This window comes from Mycobacterium sp. KBS0706 (genome assembly GCF_005938675.2).
Lineage (GTDB): Bacteria > Pseudomonadota > Alphaproteobacteria > DSM-16000 > Inquilinaceae > Inquilinus.
Genome location: NZ_VCCH02000054.1, coordinates 19432 through 35926, shown reverse-complemented (window position 1 = coordinate 35926; position 16495 = coordinate 19432). Strand labels below are relative to the sequence as shown.

Genomic DNA, 16495 nt, shown 5'->3' with positions numbered 1-16495 from the left:
ACAATTCAGGGGGCTCTGCGGTCTGGTGGCCCCGTCCAGGGCCGTGCGGCGGAACCGCCGCCGAACCCCCGTTTCCGAGCGCCCTGGCCGAGGCAAGACAGGCGATCATGACCGTGCCGGCCGACCGAGCCATCGTCGACTCTTCCCCGCCCGCCGGCGCCCCGTCCTCCCGCGCGGACGCCGTCGAGCTGCCGGCGTCGAAGACCTCGGGCCAGGAGAACTTCCCGGTCGGGTCGTGGCTGCTGCCGAAACGCCACCGGCCGCACATCGCCACCTTCTACCGCTTCGCCCGCGCCGCCGACGATATCGGCGACGACCCTGCCCTGCCGACGGCCGAAAAGCTCGCCCGGCTAGACGCGCTAGAGGCAGGGCTGCTCCACGGGGGGCCGGAGGCTGCCGACCGGATGCGCGCCTCGATCGCCGCCACCGGCGTCGGCCTGGTCGACTGCCGCGACCTGCTGGTCGCCTTCCGCCGCGATTCCGAGAACCGCAGTTGCCGGACGTGGGACGACCTGATCGACTATTGCCGCTATTCGGCCAACCCGGTCGGGCGCTACCTGCTGCGGCTGCACGGCCAGGCCGAATCGACCTTCCCGGCCGGCGACGCGCTGTGCACGGTGCTGCAGATCCTGAACCACCTGCAGGATTGCGGCGACGATTGGCGCAAGCTGCGCCGGATCTATGTGCCGATCGACTGGATCGAGGCGGCCGGCGGCGTCGACCGCTTCTTCACCCCGGACCAGGCCGCGCTGCGCCGGCCGGTGCTCGACCGTTGCCTCGACCTGGTCGACGCCATGCTCGACACCGCCAGCACCCTGCCCGGCCAGCTGACCTCGCGGCCGCTGGCGGCGGAGGTCAGCGTCATGCTGTGGCTGGCCCGACGCCTGGCGGGCCGGCTGCGCCAGGGCGACCCGATCCTGGCCCGGGTGGCGCTGAGCAAGCCGGATTTCGCCTGCGCGCTTCGCCCCGGCCTCTCCGTCATGGCCTTCGGCGCCAGGCCGCTGGACGATGCGGCGCTGGTGCGGATGGCGGTGTTCCGCGCCAAATCCTCCTTCGCGTCCGGCATGCGCATCCTGCCGGCCGATGGCCGCCGCGCCATCTACGCCGTCTACGGCTTCTGCCGGCAGGTCGACGACATCGCCGATTCCAGTGCGTCGGCGGCGGAGAAGACCGCCGACCTGCAGGCGTGGCGGGAGCGGCTGGACCGGATCTTCGCCGGGCCCCAGGGCGCCAATGGGGGCGGTGACCCGCTGGACCGCGAGCTGATCTGGGCGATCCGCCGCTTCGGCCTGCCGCGCGCCGAGTTCGACGGCATGCTGGACGGCATGACCATCGACGCCGCCGCCGAGGTGCGGATCGCCGATCGCGCCGGGCTGGCGCATTACGCCCGCTGCGTCGCCGGCACCGTCGGCGTCATGGCGGTCAAGATCTTCGGCTGCCCGGACCAGGCCAGCGAGGCCTTCGCCGTGGCCCAGGGCGAGGCGCTGCAGCTGACCAACATCCTGCGCGACGTCGACGAGGATGCCGGGCTGGGCCGACTGTACCTGCCGGAGAGCTGGCTGCGCGAGGCCGGGATCCCGACCGACGCGCCGATCCCGGCCATCGCCGCCGACCCGCGCATCGCCACGGTCTGCGCCCGGCTGGCGGCCGAGATCCAGCCGCTCTACGCCGCCCTGCCCGGGCTGATGCCGGCCGGGACGGAGAAGCGGATGAAGGCGGCGCTGATCATGCAGCGCAGCTATCGCCGGATCTTCGAGATGCTGCAGGCCCGCGGCTATGCCGACCGGTCGGTGCGGCCGCGCCTGTCGAAGCGTGAGAAGATCGGCATCCTGCTCTCGGTCCTGCTGAAATGACCGTCCATGTCATCGGCGGCGGGCTGGCCGGCCTCGCCGCCGCGGTCGAACTTGCCCGCACCGGCGTCCCGGCGGTGGTGTACGAGGCCACGCCCCGGCCCGGCGGCCGCTGCCGCGCCTTCCACGAGCCGGCGCTGGACCGGGTGATCGACAACGGCAACCACCTGGTGCTGTCGGGCAATCGCAATGTCCGGCGCTATCTCGACCTGATCGGCGCCCGTGACCGGCTGGCGGCACCGGCCCGGCCCGGCTTCCGCTTCGTCGACCTGGAGCGTAACCGCGAATTCACCGTGCGGCCGAACCGCGGCCGGCTGCCCTGGTGGGTGCTGCTGGCCCGGCGCCGAGTGCCCGGCACGCGCCCGCGCGACTACCTGGCGCTGCGCCGGCTGTCCAAGGCCGGGCCGGAGGACACCGTGGCCGGCATGGTGCCGCCGGGCGAGCTGTATCGCTGCCTGATCGAGCCTCTGGCCGTCTCCGCCCTCAACACCCCGGCCGACGAGGCCTCGGCCCGCGGCCTGTGGGCGGTGGTGGAGCAGACCCTGGCCAAGGGCGGCGCCCAGACCATCCCGCTGATCGCCCGCACCGACCTGGCCGACACCTTCATCAACCCGGCGCTGGACTTCCTGCACCGGCACCGCGTGACGGTCCGGACCGGCATGCGGGTCAAGGCGCTGGAGTTCGAGGAAGGCCGCATCATCGCGCTGGAGCTGGACCAGGGCACCCTGCCCCTGGCGCCGGATGACCAGATCATCCTGGCGGTGCCGCCGGCGATCGCGGCGCGGCTGGTACCGGGGTTGACGCCGCCGGAGACGGACGAGCCGATCGTCAACGGCCACTTCGCCATCCCTCTCGCCGAGGAGCCGCACGACATCGCCGGCATCGTCGGCGGCACCGCCCATTGGGTGTTCCGCCGCCCTGGCATCGCCAGCACCACGGTCAGCGCCGCCCGCGGCCTGGTCGACGCGCCGGCGGAGGAGCTGGCGTCGCTGCTGTGGGCCGATGTGGTCCGGGCCTTCCCGGACCTGGCCGGCCCCCTGCCCGCCTATCGCATCATCAAGGAGAAGCGGGCGACGATCCGCCAGAGCCCGGCCGACGAGGCCCGGCGGCCGGGCTGCCCGACGCCCTACCCCAATCTCTGGCTGGCCGGCGACTGGACCGCGACCGGGCTGCCGGCGACGATCGAGGGCAGCCTCTTGTCCGGCTTCCGCGCCGCCGACCATGTCCGCGCCGCCGGGGCATCCCCTGGGCCGGCGCGGAAAGGCAAGGTCAAGCCAGCATCTCGCGGACGAGCGGCATGACCTTGCTGCCGTAGAGCTCGATGCTGCGCATCAGCTTGTCGTGCGGCAGCGGCCCGGCGCTGTACTTCATCTGGAAGCGCGCGGCGCCGAGCGCGGTGACGGTGGAGGCGATCTTGCGCGCCACGGTCTCGGGCGACCCGACATAAAGCGAGCCGTGCTCGGCCTCGCGCTCGAACTCGCCCTGCCCCATCGGCGGCCAGCCGCGCTCTGCCCCGATCTTGTCGCGCATCCGCTTGTAATCGGCGAACAGCTCCTCGTGCGCCTGGGCGTCGGTGTCAGCGACATAGCCCGGCGAATGGACGCCGATCGGAAGCACCGGCCGGCCCAGCTGTTCGAAGGCACGGTGGTAGAGGTCGACATAGGGGCGGAAGCGCTTCGGGTCGCCGCCGATGATGGCCAGCATCAACGGCAGGTCGTAGCGCGCGGCGCGGACCACCGATTCCGGGCTGCCGCCGACGCCGATCCAGGTCTTCAGCCGGCGCTCGCCCTCGACCGGCGGGAAGACGCTCTGGTTGCGCAGCGGCGGCCGGGTGCTGCCCTGCCAGCTCACCGGCTCCTGCTTCAGCAGCGCCGCGAACAGGTCCAGCTTCTCCTCGAACAGCGTCTCGTAGTCGCTGAGCTCAAAGCCGAACAGCGGGAAGGATTCGGTGAAGGAGCCGCGGCCGAGGATCACCTCCGCCCGGCCCTTCGACGCTGCGTCCAAGGTCGAGAAGCGCTGGAACACGCGGATCGGGTCGTCGGAGCTGAGCACGGTGACGGCCGAGCCGAGATGGATCTGCGTCGTGCGGCCGGCGATCGCCGCCAGCAGCACCTCGGGCGCGGAGACCGCGAAATCGGCGCGGTGATGCTCGCCGACGCCAAAGAAGCCGATGCCGAGCTGGTCGGCCAGCACGGCTTCCTCGACCACGTTCCGCAGCACCTGGGCGTGCGGCAGCGGGGCGCCGTCCGGCCCGGTGGTCACGTCGCCGAAGGTGTCGAGTCCGAATTCGAGAGGCTGGGCCATGATGGTCTCTGGATCGCGAAGTGAGGTCATCGCAGAGATGGCCACCACCCTCGGACGATCAACGTCCCTGATGGGAAACAGACTGTCCTATCAGCGGAACCCTTCAGTCCGGCCGGAAGCGCCATTTCCGTTCGACCGCCGCAGCCAGGTCGATCCCGTTCGCCCGCGCGAACAGCAGGATGTGACCGAGCATGTCGGCGGTCTCGTCGGCCAGCGCCTGCCGCAGCTCCACCTCGGACCGGCCATGCGTCCGGCCGCGGCCGGTCAGCTTGTTCGAGACCTGGGTCAGCTCGCCCAGCTCCTCCTGCAGCTTGAGCAGGAACCAGTCGGGGTCGCGCCGCAGCCCGTTGGCCTCGGCATAGCGGCAGGACGCGTCCTCGAACTGATCCTTCAGGCGATCGAGCATGGGGAACCTCGGGCGGAGATTTGTGCGGCGACTTGGGGGCCTGCCTCAGCGCTCGAATCCCCCTCATTGTCATGCCCGGGCTTGACCCGGGCATCCAGAAAATATCGACGCTCTCTGGATTGCCGGGTCAAGCCCGGCAATGACAGAACAGGGAAGCCGGGACGGGCATCACACCCGGAACTTGTACTCCTTGCCCGGCTGCCGCTCGATGTCGGGCGGGAAGTTGGCGCGCTTCTCGGCGAAGTAGCGCTCACGGTGGTCGCCATCGGCCAAGCGGTTGTAGGTCAGGTACAGGATCCGCCGCGCCGCATCGGTCAGGTTCGGCTTCGACGCATGCGGGGCGTAGCTGTCGAAGAACAGCACGTCGCCCGGCTCGGTCGGCACCGGCACCAGCTTGAAGCTGGCCATCTGCTCGTCGGTCAGCGGCTTCCATTCCTCGCCGATCAGCCCGGTCAGGCGCGGCATGTCGGCCATCTCCAGGCAGCCATTCTCGACCGTGGCGCGGTCGACCGAGACCATCACGGTCAGGAAGATCGGCGCATAGCGCGACCAGCCGGCCTGCTGGTCCTGGTGCGGCTCGAAGCCGGCGCCGCCCGCCATCTTGAAGTTGATCTTCTCCTTGTAGAGGCAGGACGGAGCCTCCAGCAGCTGCTCCACCGCCTGGAACAGCCGGCCGTACCGGACCAGCCCGTCGAACTGGGCATGGTAAGGGCAGAAATTCTCGATCCGCTGCACCACCCGCTTGCTCGGGTCGAGCAGGCTCGGCTCGTAATAGACCATGTGCTTGCCCGGCTCCTCGGGCATGGCGCTGAGCTCCTCGGTCCAGCGCGTGATCGCCGCGGTCTCGGCAGCGTCGAAGAAGCCGCGGGCGGCGACCCAGCCGGTGCGCGCATAGGCCGCCAAGTCTTCCGCCGAAAGCGGGCCGGCCTTGGCGTCGGCGGGGGTCACGGAGTCGGGCATTCTCAATGCTCCAGCTGCGGCAGGATCTCCCGCTGCGCGCGGGCCACATCCACGTCGAAATCGATCTCGGTCCAGGGCAGGTCGCTGATGTCCTCGACACCGAACCGGTGCGGCTGCGCCAGGATCAGGTCGCGGATCGCTTCCTCATACTCAACAGTGGTGATGCCCTGGCGGACATACCAGTCGGTGCGGTCGCCGAGCGCACGGGCCATGTCGGGCGAAAAACGGAAGAAGCCGACCGACTCGCCATGCCAGTCATGTGCATGCTCGGGCTTCTTGCGGAAATCGACGATGGTGTCGCCGCGGAAGCAGATCTTCACCGGCTCGTCGCCCGGCTCGATCTCGCGGTCGAGCAGCAGCGCGTTCTCCGGTGTCGCGTCCAGCAAACGGCCGATCATCGGCTCGGGATACAGCACGTCGCCATCCATCAGCACGACCGGCGCGCCGACAGCGAGCCGCTCGCGCTGGACCCAGAGCGAGACCAGGCTGCCCTCGCGGTAGCGCGGGTTCTCGACAAAGCCGATGCGGCCGCCGAGGCCGAGCCGGTCGATCTCGCGCCGGATCGAGTCGCCCTCATGGCCGATGGTGATCGAGATGTCTTCGACACCGTTCGCGTGGAGCGCGGCAATATGCCGTTCCAGCAGCGACTTTCCGCCGAATCGGAGCAGGATCTTCGGGCCGTCCACGGCCGTTCCCAGGCGCCGGCCGACTCCGGCCGCGAGGATGATCGCGGCGGCCGTCCGCGTATCGGAGGATGACAAGTCCGTGATGCTCCGGTTGCATTTTTCTGAAGTCGAACGAAGATACAGGCCGAATTGCCGGCCCGGCAAGCAGTCGGGCGGCCGAGATTCCGCAACCCGGACATCCGGATTCATGAGTGAAGAAGCGATGAAGGCCTTGGAAGACACCGCTCCGGCGGGCCGGTCCGGCAGCGGCACCTCGGCCAAGGCCGACCGCCCGAAGACGGTGTTCGCGGCGCTGCGCCAGGAGATCTTCTCCCCCACCCTCTCCTTCCTGATGGAGGCGCATAACGGCCTCTCCGCCAAGATCGTCGAGGAAGCCGGGTTCCGCGGCATCTGGGCTTCGGGCCTGACCAATTCGGCCAGCCTGGGCCTGCGCGACAGCAACGAGGCGTCCTGGACCCAGGTGCTGGACGTGCTCGAATACATGGCCGACGCGACCACGCTGCCGATCCTGGTCGACGGCGACACCGGCTACGGCAACTTCAACAATGTCCGCCGCCTGGTGCGTAAGCTGGGCGAGCGGCGGATCGCCGGGGTCTGCATCGAGGACAAGCTGTTCCCGAAGACCAACTCCTTCATCGGCGAGGCCCAGCCGCTGGCCGATATCGACGAGTTCTGCGGCCGCATCAAGGCGGGCAAGGACAGCCAGACCGACGATGATTTCGTGCTGGTGGCGCGGATCGAGGCGCTGATCTCCGGCCGAGGCATGGAAGAGGCGCTGCGCCGGGCCGAGGCCTATCACGCCGCCGGCGCCGATGCCGTGCTGATCCATTCCAAGAAGTCGACCGCCAACGAGATCTTTGAGTTCACCGAGCGCTGGGCCAACCGGTCGCCGGTGGTGATCGTGCCGACCATGTACTACGCGACCTCGACCGACCTGTTCCGCCAGGCCGGCATCTCGACGGTGATCTGGGCCAACCATCTGCTGCGCTCCTCGATCACCGCGATGCGCGAGACGGCCAAGCAGATCTTCGAGGACCAGTCGCTGCGCGAGGTCGAGGGCCGGGTGGCCAGCGTCCGCGACATCTTCGCCATCGTCGGCAATGCCGAGCTGGAGGCGGCGGAGCGGCGCTACCTGCCCGGCAAGGCGGCGCCGAAGGCCGTGGTGCTGGCCGCATCGCGCGGCGACCTGGGCGACGAGCTGACCCGCGACCAGCCGAAATGCATGATCGACGTCCGCGGCCAGTCGCTGCTGCAGCGCCTGGTGTCGACCCTGGGCGACAGCGGCTTGAAGGACGTCACCGTGGTCCGCGGCTACCGCAAGGAAGCGGTGGTGGTGCCGGGCATCAAGACGGTCGACAACGATCGCTATGACGAGACCGGCGAGGTCTGGTCCCTGGCCCAGGCGCGCAAGGCGCTGGATGGCGAGACGGTGGTGGCCTATGGCGACGTGCTGTTCCGCCGCTACATCCTGGACGGGCTGATGTCCAGCGAGGGCGACATCGTCCTGGCGGTCGACGCCATGAGCCTGTCGGTCAAGCAGCCGAAGAAGACCCTGCGCGACCTGGTCGCGGCCGACCGGCCCTATTCCGGCAGCTACCTGGACGACACGCCGGTGCATCTGAAGGCGATGTCGGAATCGATCCCGGCCGGCGAGGTCAGCGGCGAATGGATCGGCCTGGCCCGGTTCAGCGCCCAGGGGGCGGTCTGGCTGCGCGAGGAGATCGACCGGATCGAGGCAGAGGGGCTGCTGGAGACAGCGGACCTGCCGCTGCTGCTGACCCGGCTGGCCGCCCGCCATCCGGTGGCTGTGCAGTACTTCACCGCCCATTGGCTGGACGTCGACACGCTGAGCGACTTGGCCGACGCGCGCAATTTTACGTAATGGAGCCGCGGCGCGCGACCCTGCCATGCGTCCGTGCGCCGCTTCCCTCCAGCGCCATCGCGCTCTAGAACGTCCCGCATGATCACCGCAGACGAGTTCATCGCAGCGGCGAAGGCGCGCGGCCACGACTTCTACACCGGGGTCCCGTGCAGCTTCCTGACCCCGCTGATCAACGGCGTGCTGTCGAGCCGGGCCCTGACCTATGTCGGCGCCGCCAGCGAGGGCGAGGCGGTGGCGATCGCCGCCGGTGCCTGGCTGGCCGGGCGCAGGACGGTCGTCATGTGCCAGAACTCCGGCCTGGGCAACGCGGTCAACCCGCTGACCTCGCTGAACGCGCCGTTCCGCATCCCGACCCTGTTCGTCACCACCTGGCGCGGCCAGCCCGGCCAACCGGACGAGCCGCAGCACGAGGTGATGGGCCGCATCACCCAGGACCTGCTTGAGTTGATCGAGCTGCCGCAGGCGCAATTTCCGGCCGCGACCGAGGCGCTGGGTCCGGCGCTGGACCAGGCCGCGGCCCGGATGGACGAAACCGGCCTGCCCTATGCCTTCGTCATGAAGAAGGGCGACGTCCGCGACGAGGATCTGCAGGCCGCGCCCCTTTCCCTGCCCCGTCCCGGCCGCCGCGCCGACTGGCCGGAGGCCGGGCCGCGCCCGACCCGGGCCGCCGTGCTGGAGCGTTTCCTGGCCCTGGCCGACGACCGCACCGCCGTGGTCGCCACCACCGGCAAGGCCGGGCGCGAGCTGTTCACCCTGGCTGACCGACCGCAGCACATCTACCAGGTCGGGTCGATGGGCGGCGCCTCCGGCATGGCGCTGGGCGTGGCGCTCAACACCCCGGCGCCGGTCGTGGTGCTGGACGGCGACGGCGCCGCGCTGATGAAGCTGGGCACCTTCGCCACCATCGGTGCTCAGGCGCCCGACAACCTGATCCACATCCTGCTCGACAACGGCGTGCATGACTCGACCGGCGGTCAGGCCACCGTCTCCGCCTCGGTCGACTTCGCCGCGGTGGCGCTGGCGTGCGGCTATCAGTTCGCCGCCTCCTGCGCCAGCCTGGACGGGTTCGAGGCTGCGTTCCGCGCCGCCTCCGAGGCGCCGCGGCCCGCCCTGATCCATGTCCGCATCGCGCCGGGCTCGATGGACAAGCTGGGGCGGCCGACGGTCGGCCCGGCCGACGTCGCCCGCCGGTTCAAAGCCTTCCTCGCCGGCCTGCGCCCGGCGGCAACCGGTGCCGGTTCCGTATCATGAAATGGCCCGCCTGCATCGGAATCGCCGTCGGCCTGGCGGTCGCGGTCGTGCTGGTCTGGCTGACCGGCGCGGCCGAGATCTGGGCGGCGCTGGCTGGCGCCGGCTGGGGCATCCTGGCCGTCATCGCCCTGCACTTCCCGCAATTCCTGTTCTCCTCGCTCGGCTGGCGCGTGCTGGTGCCGGAGCGGCCGGTGCCGCCCCTGAGCTTCTTCATCCGGCTGCGGTGGATCCGCGAGGCGATCAATTCGCTGCTGCCGGTGGCGCAGATCGGCGGCGAGCTGATCACCGCGCGCCTGCTGGCAATGCGCGGCGTGCCGCTGAACCGGTCCGGCGCCGCCATCGTCGTCGACCTGACCACGCAGATGGCCAGCCAGGTGGTGTTCACCGTCTTCGGCCTGGTGCTGCTTTTCCTTGGCGCCCATGACGGCGCGATGACGCCCTGGATCATCGCCGGCGCCGGCGTCGGCTTCGTTCTGGTGGTGCTGTTCGTCGGCGCCCAGCGCTTCGGCATGTTCAAGGTGCTGGAGCGCGGCCTGATCCGCTTGGCCGACAAGTTCGGCTGGGAGTCGCTGGGCGAGGTTTCCGGCCTGCACGATTCGATCGTGTCGCTGTATGGCGATCATGCCCGCCGGGTCTGGACCTCCGGCGGTCACCACCTGGTGTCCTGGCTGCTGGGCTGCCTGGAGATCTGGGTGACGCTTTGGGCGCTCGGCCTCGAGCCCAGCCTGCGCGACGCGGTAATCATCGAGAGCCTGGCCCAGGCGGTCCGCATCGCCGGTGTGCTGGTGCCCGGCGCGCTGGGCGTGCAGGAGGGCGGCTTCATCGTCATCTGCGGCCTGCTGGGCATCCCGCCGCACAGCGCCGTGGCCATGGCCCTGATCCGGCGCATCCGCGAAATCGCGCTTGGCGTGCCCGGGCTGATGGCCTGGCAGGTGATGGAAGGCCGGCACCTGGCCCGGCGCCGCCGCGCCCGCGCCTCGGAGGCCTCGTGATGCCCTGGTCCGCCGAAGATCCGGCCCTGCTGACGCCAGGGCCGCTGACCACCCGGATCGAGACCCGCCGGGCCATGCTGCGCGACTGGGGCTCGCGCGACCGCGCCTTCATCGCCCTGACCGCGGAGCTGCGGCAGCGGCTGCTGGCCGTCGCCGGAGGCGAGGCCAGCCATGTCGCGATCCCGCTGCAGGGCAGCGGCACCTTCATCGTCGAAGCCGCGATTGCCACGCTGCTGCCGCCGGCGGGCAAGCTGTTGGTTCTGGCCAACGGCGCCTATGGCGAGCGCATGGTCGCCATCGCCAATCGCCTCGGTCGGCAGGTCGAGGCGCTGCGCTGGCCGGAGGACCGGCCGGTCGAGCCGGAGCGGGTCGACCAGGCATTGGCCACCGATCCGTCCATCAGCCATGTCGCCCTGGTCCACTGCGAGACCACCTCGGGCATCCTGAACCCGTTCGAGACGGTGGCCGAAATCGTCGCCGGCCGCGGCCGGGCGCTGATCCTGGACGCGATGAGCAGCTTCGGCGCGCTGCCGATCGACCTGTCCGCCACGCCGGCGATCGCGGTGCTGGCCTCCAGCAACAAGGGGCTGGAAGGCGTGCCCGGCCTCGGCTTCGCCCTGGTGGAACGGCAGGCGATCGCGGCGGCGAAGGGCAACAGCCCGTCGATCAGCCTCGACCTGCACGACCAGTGGCGTGGCTTCGAGGGCAACGGCCAGTGGCGCTTCACCCCGCCGGTGCAGGTCGTGGCGGCGCTGGTCGAGGCGCTGCGCCTGCTGGAGGCGGAGGGCGGCCAGGCCGCGCGGCTGCGCCGCTACCAGGACAATTTCGCCACGCTGGCCGCCGGCATGGCCCGGCTGGGCTTCCGACTGTTCCTCGACCCGGCGGTGCAGACGCCGATCATCGCCACCTTCCACCCGCTGGACGATCCGCGCTTCGCCTTCGACCGTTTCTACGAGGCGCTGGCCGCGCGCGGCTTCCTGATCTATCCAGGGAAGCTGACCCAGGCCGACAGCTTCCGCATCGGCTGCATCGGGGCCCTCGACCGCAACGATTTCCGGGCTCTGCTCGTTGCCATCGAGGAAGCGTTGTCGGAGATGCGCCGATGAAGATCCCCCTGCTCCTCGCCTCCGCCTGGTTCGGCCTCGGCGCCGCCACCGCCTCGGCGGCGACGGTCGAGATCGTCGTGGCCAACATCAAGGAAGCCAAGGGCACGATCCGGATGTCGCTGTGCCCGCAGGACAAGTTCCTGGGGGATGACTGCCCCTACAGCGGCACCGCGCCGGCCAGGGTTCCTCAGGCGACCGTGGTGATCCAGAACGTCGCCCCGGGCGTCTACGCCGCCCAGGGCTATCAGGACGTCAATGACAACCACAAGATCGACCGCACCCTGCTGGGCGTGCCGGAGGAAGGCGTCGCCTTCTCGCGCGACCCCTCCTATTTCTTCGCGCCGCCGGACTTCAAGGACGCCGCTTTCACGGTCGGCCCGCGCGAGGCGCTGATCAACCTCCACCTGCGCTACTTCTGAACCGCGGGCTTCGGCCGTCGCGCCAGCACCCCGAGCCAGAGCGCGCCCGCCGGGGTGATCACCGCCGCCGCGATCAGCATCGGCCAGGCCAGGCCGAGCCAGACGAAGACCGGCACCAGGGCCAGGGCGTCGTCCGGGTCCACCACCACGCCGCGATGGCGCATGGCATAGCGCGACAGCTCGATCACCTTGGTGACGTTGAGCTGCCAGAACAGCACGCCGATGCCGATCCCGGCCACGGCGCCGAGCAGGACCGGGGCGACACCGAGACCGGCCAGGGCCAGCCCGATGCCGATGCCGATGAAGGCGATCGCGTCGCACAGGCAGTCGACGCACAGATCGTAGCGGTGGCCCTCCGGGCTCATCTGCCCGGTCTGGCGGGCCAGCTCGCCGTCGGCCCGGTCGAACAGCATCGACAGCAGGAACACGACCCCGCCGAGATCGGCCCAGATCCCGCCGCAGGCGAAGGCCACCGCCGCCGCCACGCCGGTCACCAGCCGCACGCTGGTGAGCTGGTTCGGGGTGACGCCGATCGGCGCGATCCGCCGGACGACCGGCCGGACGATGCGGTGGATCAGGGTGTCGTGGCTCATCCTAGGTCTGCCGTCTCCGCGCCCGTCCCGGAGGCGCCCTCTCAAGACTTCTAAACCATCACGCCGAAAGCAAGGCAACGGGCCCGGCTATGCCAAGGTATCGAACCGGCGATGCGTCCACACACGCCGAGGCGATTGCAATCCGTCGCCGGTCCTGCGAAATGATATAGACGTCGCGCTGGGTTCCGCTGCCTGCCGAGGCTGTCTTAGCATGTCTGCGTCCATACCCTCCCGGCCCCTGGGCCCGACTCTGACTCGCCGCGCTGCGCTCGGCGTCGTCGGCGGCATTGCCCTGGCCGGGCCGGCCGCCTATGCCCTGCCCCCGGCGGCCCGGCCCGGTTCGCTGCTGGACGAGGTGCACAACCGGGTCGAGCCCTATCTCGAACTCGGCCACGCCCACACCGGCGAGACCTATACCGGCCGGTTCTACGGCGCCGCCGGCTATGACGTCGCCGAGCTGCAGAAGCTCGACTGGTTCCTGCGCGACTGGCGGCAGGCCGCGATCGTGCAGATGGATCCGCGGCTGTTCTGGGCGCTGGCGGTGATCCGCGCCGTGACCCAGCGGGCCGGCTTCAGCGGCAAGGCGACGGTCAATTCGGGCTATCGCACGCTGAAGACCAACTCCTCGCTCGAAGGGACGGCCCGCAACTCCCTGCACATGGCGGGCCGGGCCGTCGACCTGACCTTCGAGAAGGTGCCGCCGAGCCAGCTCGTCGGCTGCGCCCTGGCGCTGCAGATCGGCGGCGTCGGCCAGTATCCCGGCTTCACCCATATCGATTCGGGCAACCTGCGCACCTGGCAGGGCTGAGACCAGGGACAAGAGTCCCAATCGCGGGGTCGACGCGACGACGCGATCGTTCTATCCATGACCCAGCCATGCGTGACCGTGGGGGCGCGCCCGTCAGAGGCGCCCCGGACTCGCTGTTTCGAGGGGAGAGCCCGCCGCCATGCCGTTCCCATTCACCAGGACCGTCGCCGCGTTCGGCCTCGCCCTAATCGTCGCGGGTTGCGGCGAATCGTCGACGACCTCGCTGCTGCGGATGGGCGACAGCATCCGTGCCGCGGGCGACCCGGACACCGCGGTCACCTTCTACCAGCGCGCCGCGACCGAGGACCCCGACAATCCCCAGCCGATGATCAAGCTGGGCGATGCGACTCTCCAGGCCGGAGACCCGGTGCGGGCCGCCAGCTACTATCACGCCGCCCTGGCGATCGAGCCGACCAACGCCGATGCGCTGCGCGGCCTGGGCAAGGTGCAGCTGGCCCAGGGCAAGCCGCAGGAGGCGATCGCCGTGCTGGACCAGGCACTGGCCCGCAAGCCGGACGACCCGTCGACCGTGCTGGCCAAGGGCACGGCCCTCGCCCTGCTGGGCCGGCCGCAGGAGGCGCAGGGGCTGTATCAGAAGGCGCTGGCCAAGGCCCCCGCCAATGTCAGCCTGAAGACCAACCTGGCGCTGTCCTATGCCCTGGCCGGCAACACCGGCGAGGCGGTGCGGGTGATGCGCGAGGCGGCCGCGGCGCCGGACGCCACCGCGGTGCAGCAGCGCAACCTGGCACTGGTCCTGGCCATGGACGGCAAGACCCAGGAGGCGCGCAAGGTGGCCGATGCGGTCCTGCCGGCGAAGGAGGCGCGCAACCTGGTCAACGCGGCGCGCCGGATCAGCGGCATGAAGGACCCGGTGCGGCGGGCCCAGGCGATCGGCACGATCGGCTGAGCCCAGCGCGGCGGCGACGCCGCCCCCCGAGCTATTGGGTGGTGCCGGAGACGTCGGTGGTATCGGACCCGGTCCCGGCCGGCGGCGGTGGCAGGACCATGCCCGCCTGGCTGCCATTGTCCCGGGAATCGGTCCCGGCACCGGTCCGGCCGTTGCCGTCGAGCTGCAGATAGCGCTCGGCCGCGCGGACCGAGGGGTTGGCGAAGGCCGGCCCCATCTGGCGCCCCTGGAACAGGTCGCTCTTGCGCTCGACCTGCTGCGCCAGGTTGAGGTCGCTGGCGCAGCCGAGCGGCAGGTCCTCCGGCAATGAGCCGTCCGCGTTCATGCAGCGCTTCGGCCACAGCACCGGCCGGCCGGCCGCCGCCACCTGCACCGTGTCGGAGGCGGACGGATCGTTGACCAGCGAGACGCTGTAGGGCCCGGCGCTGCGCACCGCCGCCGCGACCGCCTCCTGCCGCGCCGCCGCCTTCGGGCCGCCGGCGGCGACGGTGACCGATGAACCGGGCGTCAGGCCGGCGCCGCGGACGAACTCGACCAGCCGGGTGCGCTCGGTCGCGCTCAGGCTCGACGCCTGGGGCGCGAACATCACCGGATGGGCCATCGGGGTCGACAGGGTGGTGTAGCCGTCCTCGGGCCAGTCCGGGATCTTGTGTTCGCAGGCGGCGAGGACGCCGGCCAGGGCCAGGACCGCGAGATGCTGGATCGGGAACCTCATGGCACGTCCTATTCGAGCACGAAGCCGGCGCTGCCGCCGGTCATGGAGGGGGATTGGCGCACCCGCCGCACGGTCGGCTCGGTGCGCTGCGCCGGCACCGCCATCGCCTTGGGCGTGTCCGCCGGCTGCATCAGGTACGGGGTGATCAGGATCACCAGCTCGGTCTCGTTGCGCTTGTACCGGCTCGACTGGAACAGCTTGCCGAGGATCGGCACGTCGCCGAGCACCGGGATCTTGTCAGCGGAATTCGACATGTTGCGCTGGAACATGCCCGCCAGCGCAAAGGTCTGGCCCGAGGCCAGCTCGATCGTGGTCTCGGCCCGGCGCACGATCAGCGACGGCACCGAGACGCCCTCGCTCTCGACCCGGGCGTCGTCGCTGAGCTCGCTGACCTCCGGCTTCACCCGCATGGCGATGCGGTCGCCCGGCAGCACGGTCGGGACGAAGGACAGCGACACGCCGAACTGCTTGTATTCGATCGTCACCGTCTCGTTGCCCTGCGGCACCGGGATCGGGAACTCGCCGCCGGCCAGGAAGTTTGCGGTCTCGCCGCTGACCGCGGTCAGGGTCGGCTCGGCCAGGATGCTGACCAGCCCCTCCCGCTGCAGCGCGTCGATCACCGCGTCGACATTGTTGCCGCCGCTGTGGTAGCCGGCGAAGGCGGTGCCGCGCCCGCCGACGACCGCGGGGAAGCCGCCGCTGACCAGGCCGATGTTGAACTTGCCGATGTCGAACATCGCCTGCCAGTTGACGCCGAGATTCTCCACCGCGTTGCGCTGGACCTCGGCGAAGCGGACGCGGATGCCGACCTGCTGCGAGCCGCGCAGCGTGTTCAGGTTCATCGCCCCGCCGGAGTTGGTGCCGAGCTGCTGGGCCAGGGCGTCGAGCTTCATCGCGCTGCCGAGATCGGCCACCGTCCCGGTGGTGACCGGCCGGTCCTGGATGTAGCCCATCTGGCCGCCGGCGGCCGGGGCCACCTGCATCATCTCGCGCTGCGCCGCCGCCGCGTCCTGGCTGACCCGGACATTGGCGGCCGCCACCACCTGGTCGGCGCTGCTGAGCGCGAACAGGTTGGTGGTGCCAGAGGACACGCCGTAGATATAGGCCGAGCGGGCGGACACCATCTCGACGTCGAGCACGTTCGGATTGGCCACCAGCACGGTCTGCACCGGCAGGGCGAAGGTCAGCAGGTTGCCCTGCCCGACCTTCATCTCGATCATCGAGCGGCTGGGCGTCAGCGCCGGCTGAGCCGGCTGCCGCGGCGGCGCCGGCGACACCTGCATCGTCGGCTGGCCCGGCTGCAGCGATGGCGGCGGCTGCATCGCCGGCGTCGCCCCCGGCGGCGGGTCGGCCGGCGCACCCGGCGGCAGGGTGACGATCTTCGGCGCCGTGGCAGGCGCCCGCATCGCGGTGATGTCCTCGGTCGGGGTCACGGTCGCGCCGGGCGCCGCCGGCGCCGCCGGCCCCGCCTGGGCCTGCGGCGGCAACGGCTGCACCGTCATGCCCGGCGGATCGGCCTGGGCCTGGGCGAGCGGAATGCCGGCGGCAAGGGCTGCGGCCAGAACCACCGTGGCGGCGAGTGCGTGACGCAATCGAGATCGCGGCTGGTTCATCTT

General features: G+C 70.6%; 16 protein-coding genes. 9 read left to right on the top strand and 7 right to left on the bottom strand.

Annotation, left to right across the window (positions count from 1 at the left end):
• Nucleotides 1–107: 107 nt before the first annotated feature.
• Nucleotides 108–1853, top strand: coding sequence for a squalene/phytoene synthase family protein (locus FFK22_RS25830; RefSeq protein ID WP_138888258.1), 1746 nt, complete (start codon nucleotides 108–110; stop codon nucleotides 1851–1853).
• Nucleotides 1850–3151: a hydroxysqualene dehydroxylase HpnE gene (hpnE, locus tag FFK22_RS25825; protein ID WP_138888259.1), complete on the top strand. Its 1302-nt coding sequence runs from the start codon at nucleotides 1850–1852 to the stop codon at nucleotides 3149–3151. Before FFK22_RS25830 ends, hpnE begins: the two co-directional genes overlap by 4 nt.
• On the opposite strand, the gene FFK22_RS25820 is transcribed toward hpnE, so the two are convergent.
• The 4 genes from FFK22_RS25820 to FFK22_RS25805 form a co-directional block, all read right to left on the bottom strand.
• Nucleotides 3120–4154: an LLM class flavin-dependent oxidoreductase gene (locus FFK22_RS25820; RefSeq protein WP_138888260.1), complete on the bottom strand. Its 1035-nt coding sequence runs from the start codon at nucleotides 4152–4154 to the stop codon at nucleotides 3120–3122. The genes hpnE and FFK22_RS25820 overlap by 32 nt on opposite strands.
• A 103-nt stretch (nucleotides 4155–4257) precedes the next feature.
• Nucleotides 4258–4560, bottom strand: a complete 303-nt coding sequence (locus FFK22_RS25815) for a pyrophosphatase (RefSeq protein ID WP_138888261.1) — start codon at nucleotides 4558–4560, stop codon at nucleotides 4258–4260.
• Between the two features lie 168 nt (nucleotides 4561–4728).
• Nucleotides 4729–5520, bottom strand: a complete 792-nt coding sequence (locus FFK22_RS25810; protein ID WP_138888262.1) for a phytanoyl-CoA dioxygenase family protein — start codon at nucleotides 5518–5520, stop codon at nucleotides 4729–4731.
• A 2-nt stretch (nucleotides 5521–5522) separates the two neighbouring features.
• Nucleotides 5523–6458 (bottom strand): phosphocholine cytidylyltransferase family protein, encoded by a 936-nt coding sequence (locus FFK22_RS25805; protein WP_306770168.1) that lies wholly within the window; start codon nucleotides 6456–6458, stop codon nucleotides 5523–5525.
• Between FFK22_RS25805 and aepX the strand changes: the two genes are divergently transcribed.
• The 5 genes from aepX (at nucleotide 6418) to FFK22_RS25780 (ending at nucleotide 11856) form a co-directional block, all read left to right on the top strand.
• Nucleotides 6418–8088 carry a phosphoenolpyruvate mutase gene (gene aepX / locus FFK22_RS25800; protein WP_306770167.1) on the top strand — a complete coding sequence of 557 codons (1671 nt, stop codon included), beginning with the start codon at nucleotides 6418–6420 and terminating at the stop codon, nucleotides 8086–8088. The two genes, FFK22_RS25805 and aepX, sit on opposite strands and share 41 nt — an antisense overlap.
• A 78-nt stretch (nucleotides 8089–8166) precedes the next feature.
• A complete protein-coding gene (aepY, locus tag FFK22_RS25795) occupies nucleotides 8167–9339 on the top strand; it encodes a phosphonopyruvate decarboxylase (protein ID WP_138888264.1) in 1173 nt (390 codons plus the stop codon).
• On the top strand, nucleotides 9336–10331 hold the full coding sequence (locus FFK22_RS25790; protein WP_138888265.1) for a lysylphosphatidylglycerol synthase domain-containing protein: 996 nt from the start codon (nucleotides 9336–9338) through the stop codon (nucleotides 10329–10331). The genes aepY and FFK22_RS25790 overlap by 4 nt, the downstream gene beginning before the upstream one ends.
• Nucleotides 10331–11437 (top strand): 2-aminoethylphosphonate--pyruvate transaminase, encoded by a 1107-nt coding sequence (locus FFK22_RS25785; protein ID WP_138888266.1) that lies wholly within the window; start codon nucleotides 10331–10333, stop codon nucleotides 11435–11437. The genes FFK22_RS25790 and FFK22_RS25785 overlap by 1 nt, the downstream gene beginning before the upstream one ends.
• The gene (locus FFK22_RS25780; protein ID WP_138888267.1) at nucleotides 11434–11856 is read left to right on the top strand and encodes a DUF2141 domain-containing protein; all 423 of its coding nucleotides are present in this window, start codon (nucleotides 11434–11436) and stop codon (nucleotides 11854–11856) included. Before FFK22_RS25785 ends, FFK22_RS25780 begins: the two co-directional genes overlap by 4 nt.
• Here the strand turns inward: FFK22_RS25780 and FFK22_RS25775 are convergent.
• Nucleotides 11847–12449 (bottom strand): CDP-alcohol phosphatidyltransferase family protein, encoded by a 603-nt coding sequence (locus FFK22_RS25775; protein ID WP_138888268.1) that lies wholly within the window; start codon nucleotides 12447–12449, stop codon nucleotides 11847–11849. The genes FFK22_RS25780 and FFK22_RS25775 overlap by 10 nt on opposite strands.
• 211 nt (nucleotides 12450–12660) lie before the next feature.
• On the opposite strand from FFK22_RS25775, the gene FFK22_RS25770 reads away from it, so the two are divergent.
• Both FFK22_RS25770 and FFK22_RS25765 read left to right on the top strand, forming a co-directional pair.
• A complete protein-coding gene (locus tag FFK22_RS25770; protein WP_186002645.1) occupies nucleotides 12661–13257 on the top strand; it encodes a DUF882 domain-containing protein in 597 nt (198 codons plus the stop codon).
• A gap of 139 nt (nucleotides 13258–13396) precedes the next feature.
• Nucleotides 13397–14164 (top strand): tetratricopeptide repeat protein, encoded by a 768-nt coding sequence (locus FFK22_RS25765; protein ID WP_138888270.1) that lies wholly within the window; start codon nucleotides 13397–13399, stop codon nucleotides 14162–14164.
• A gap of 31 nt (nucleotides 14165–14195) precedes the next feature.
• On the opposite strand, the gene FFK22_RS25760 is transcribed toward FFK22_RS25765, so the two are convergent.
• Entirely contained in the window at nucleotides 14196–14879 is a 684-nt protein-coding gene (locus FFK22_RS25760) for a CpaD family pilus assembly lipoprotein (RefSeq protein ID WP_138888271.1), read from the bottom strand.
• An 8-nt stretch (nucleotides 14880–14887) separates the two neighbouring features.
• Entirely contained in the window at nucleotides 14888–16492 is a 1605-nt protein-coding gene (locus FFK22_RS25755) for a type II and III secretion system protein family protein (RefSeq protein ID WP_138888272.1), read from the bottom strand.
• Nucleotides 16493–16495: the final 3 nt, after the last annotated feature.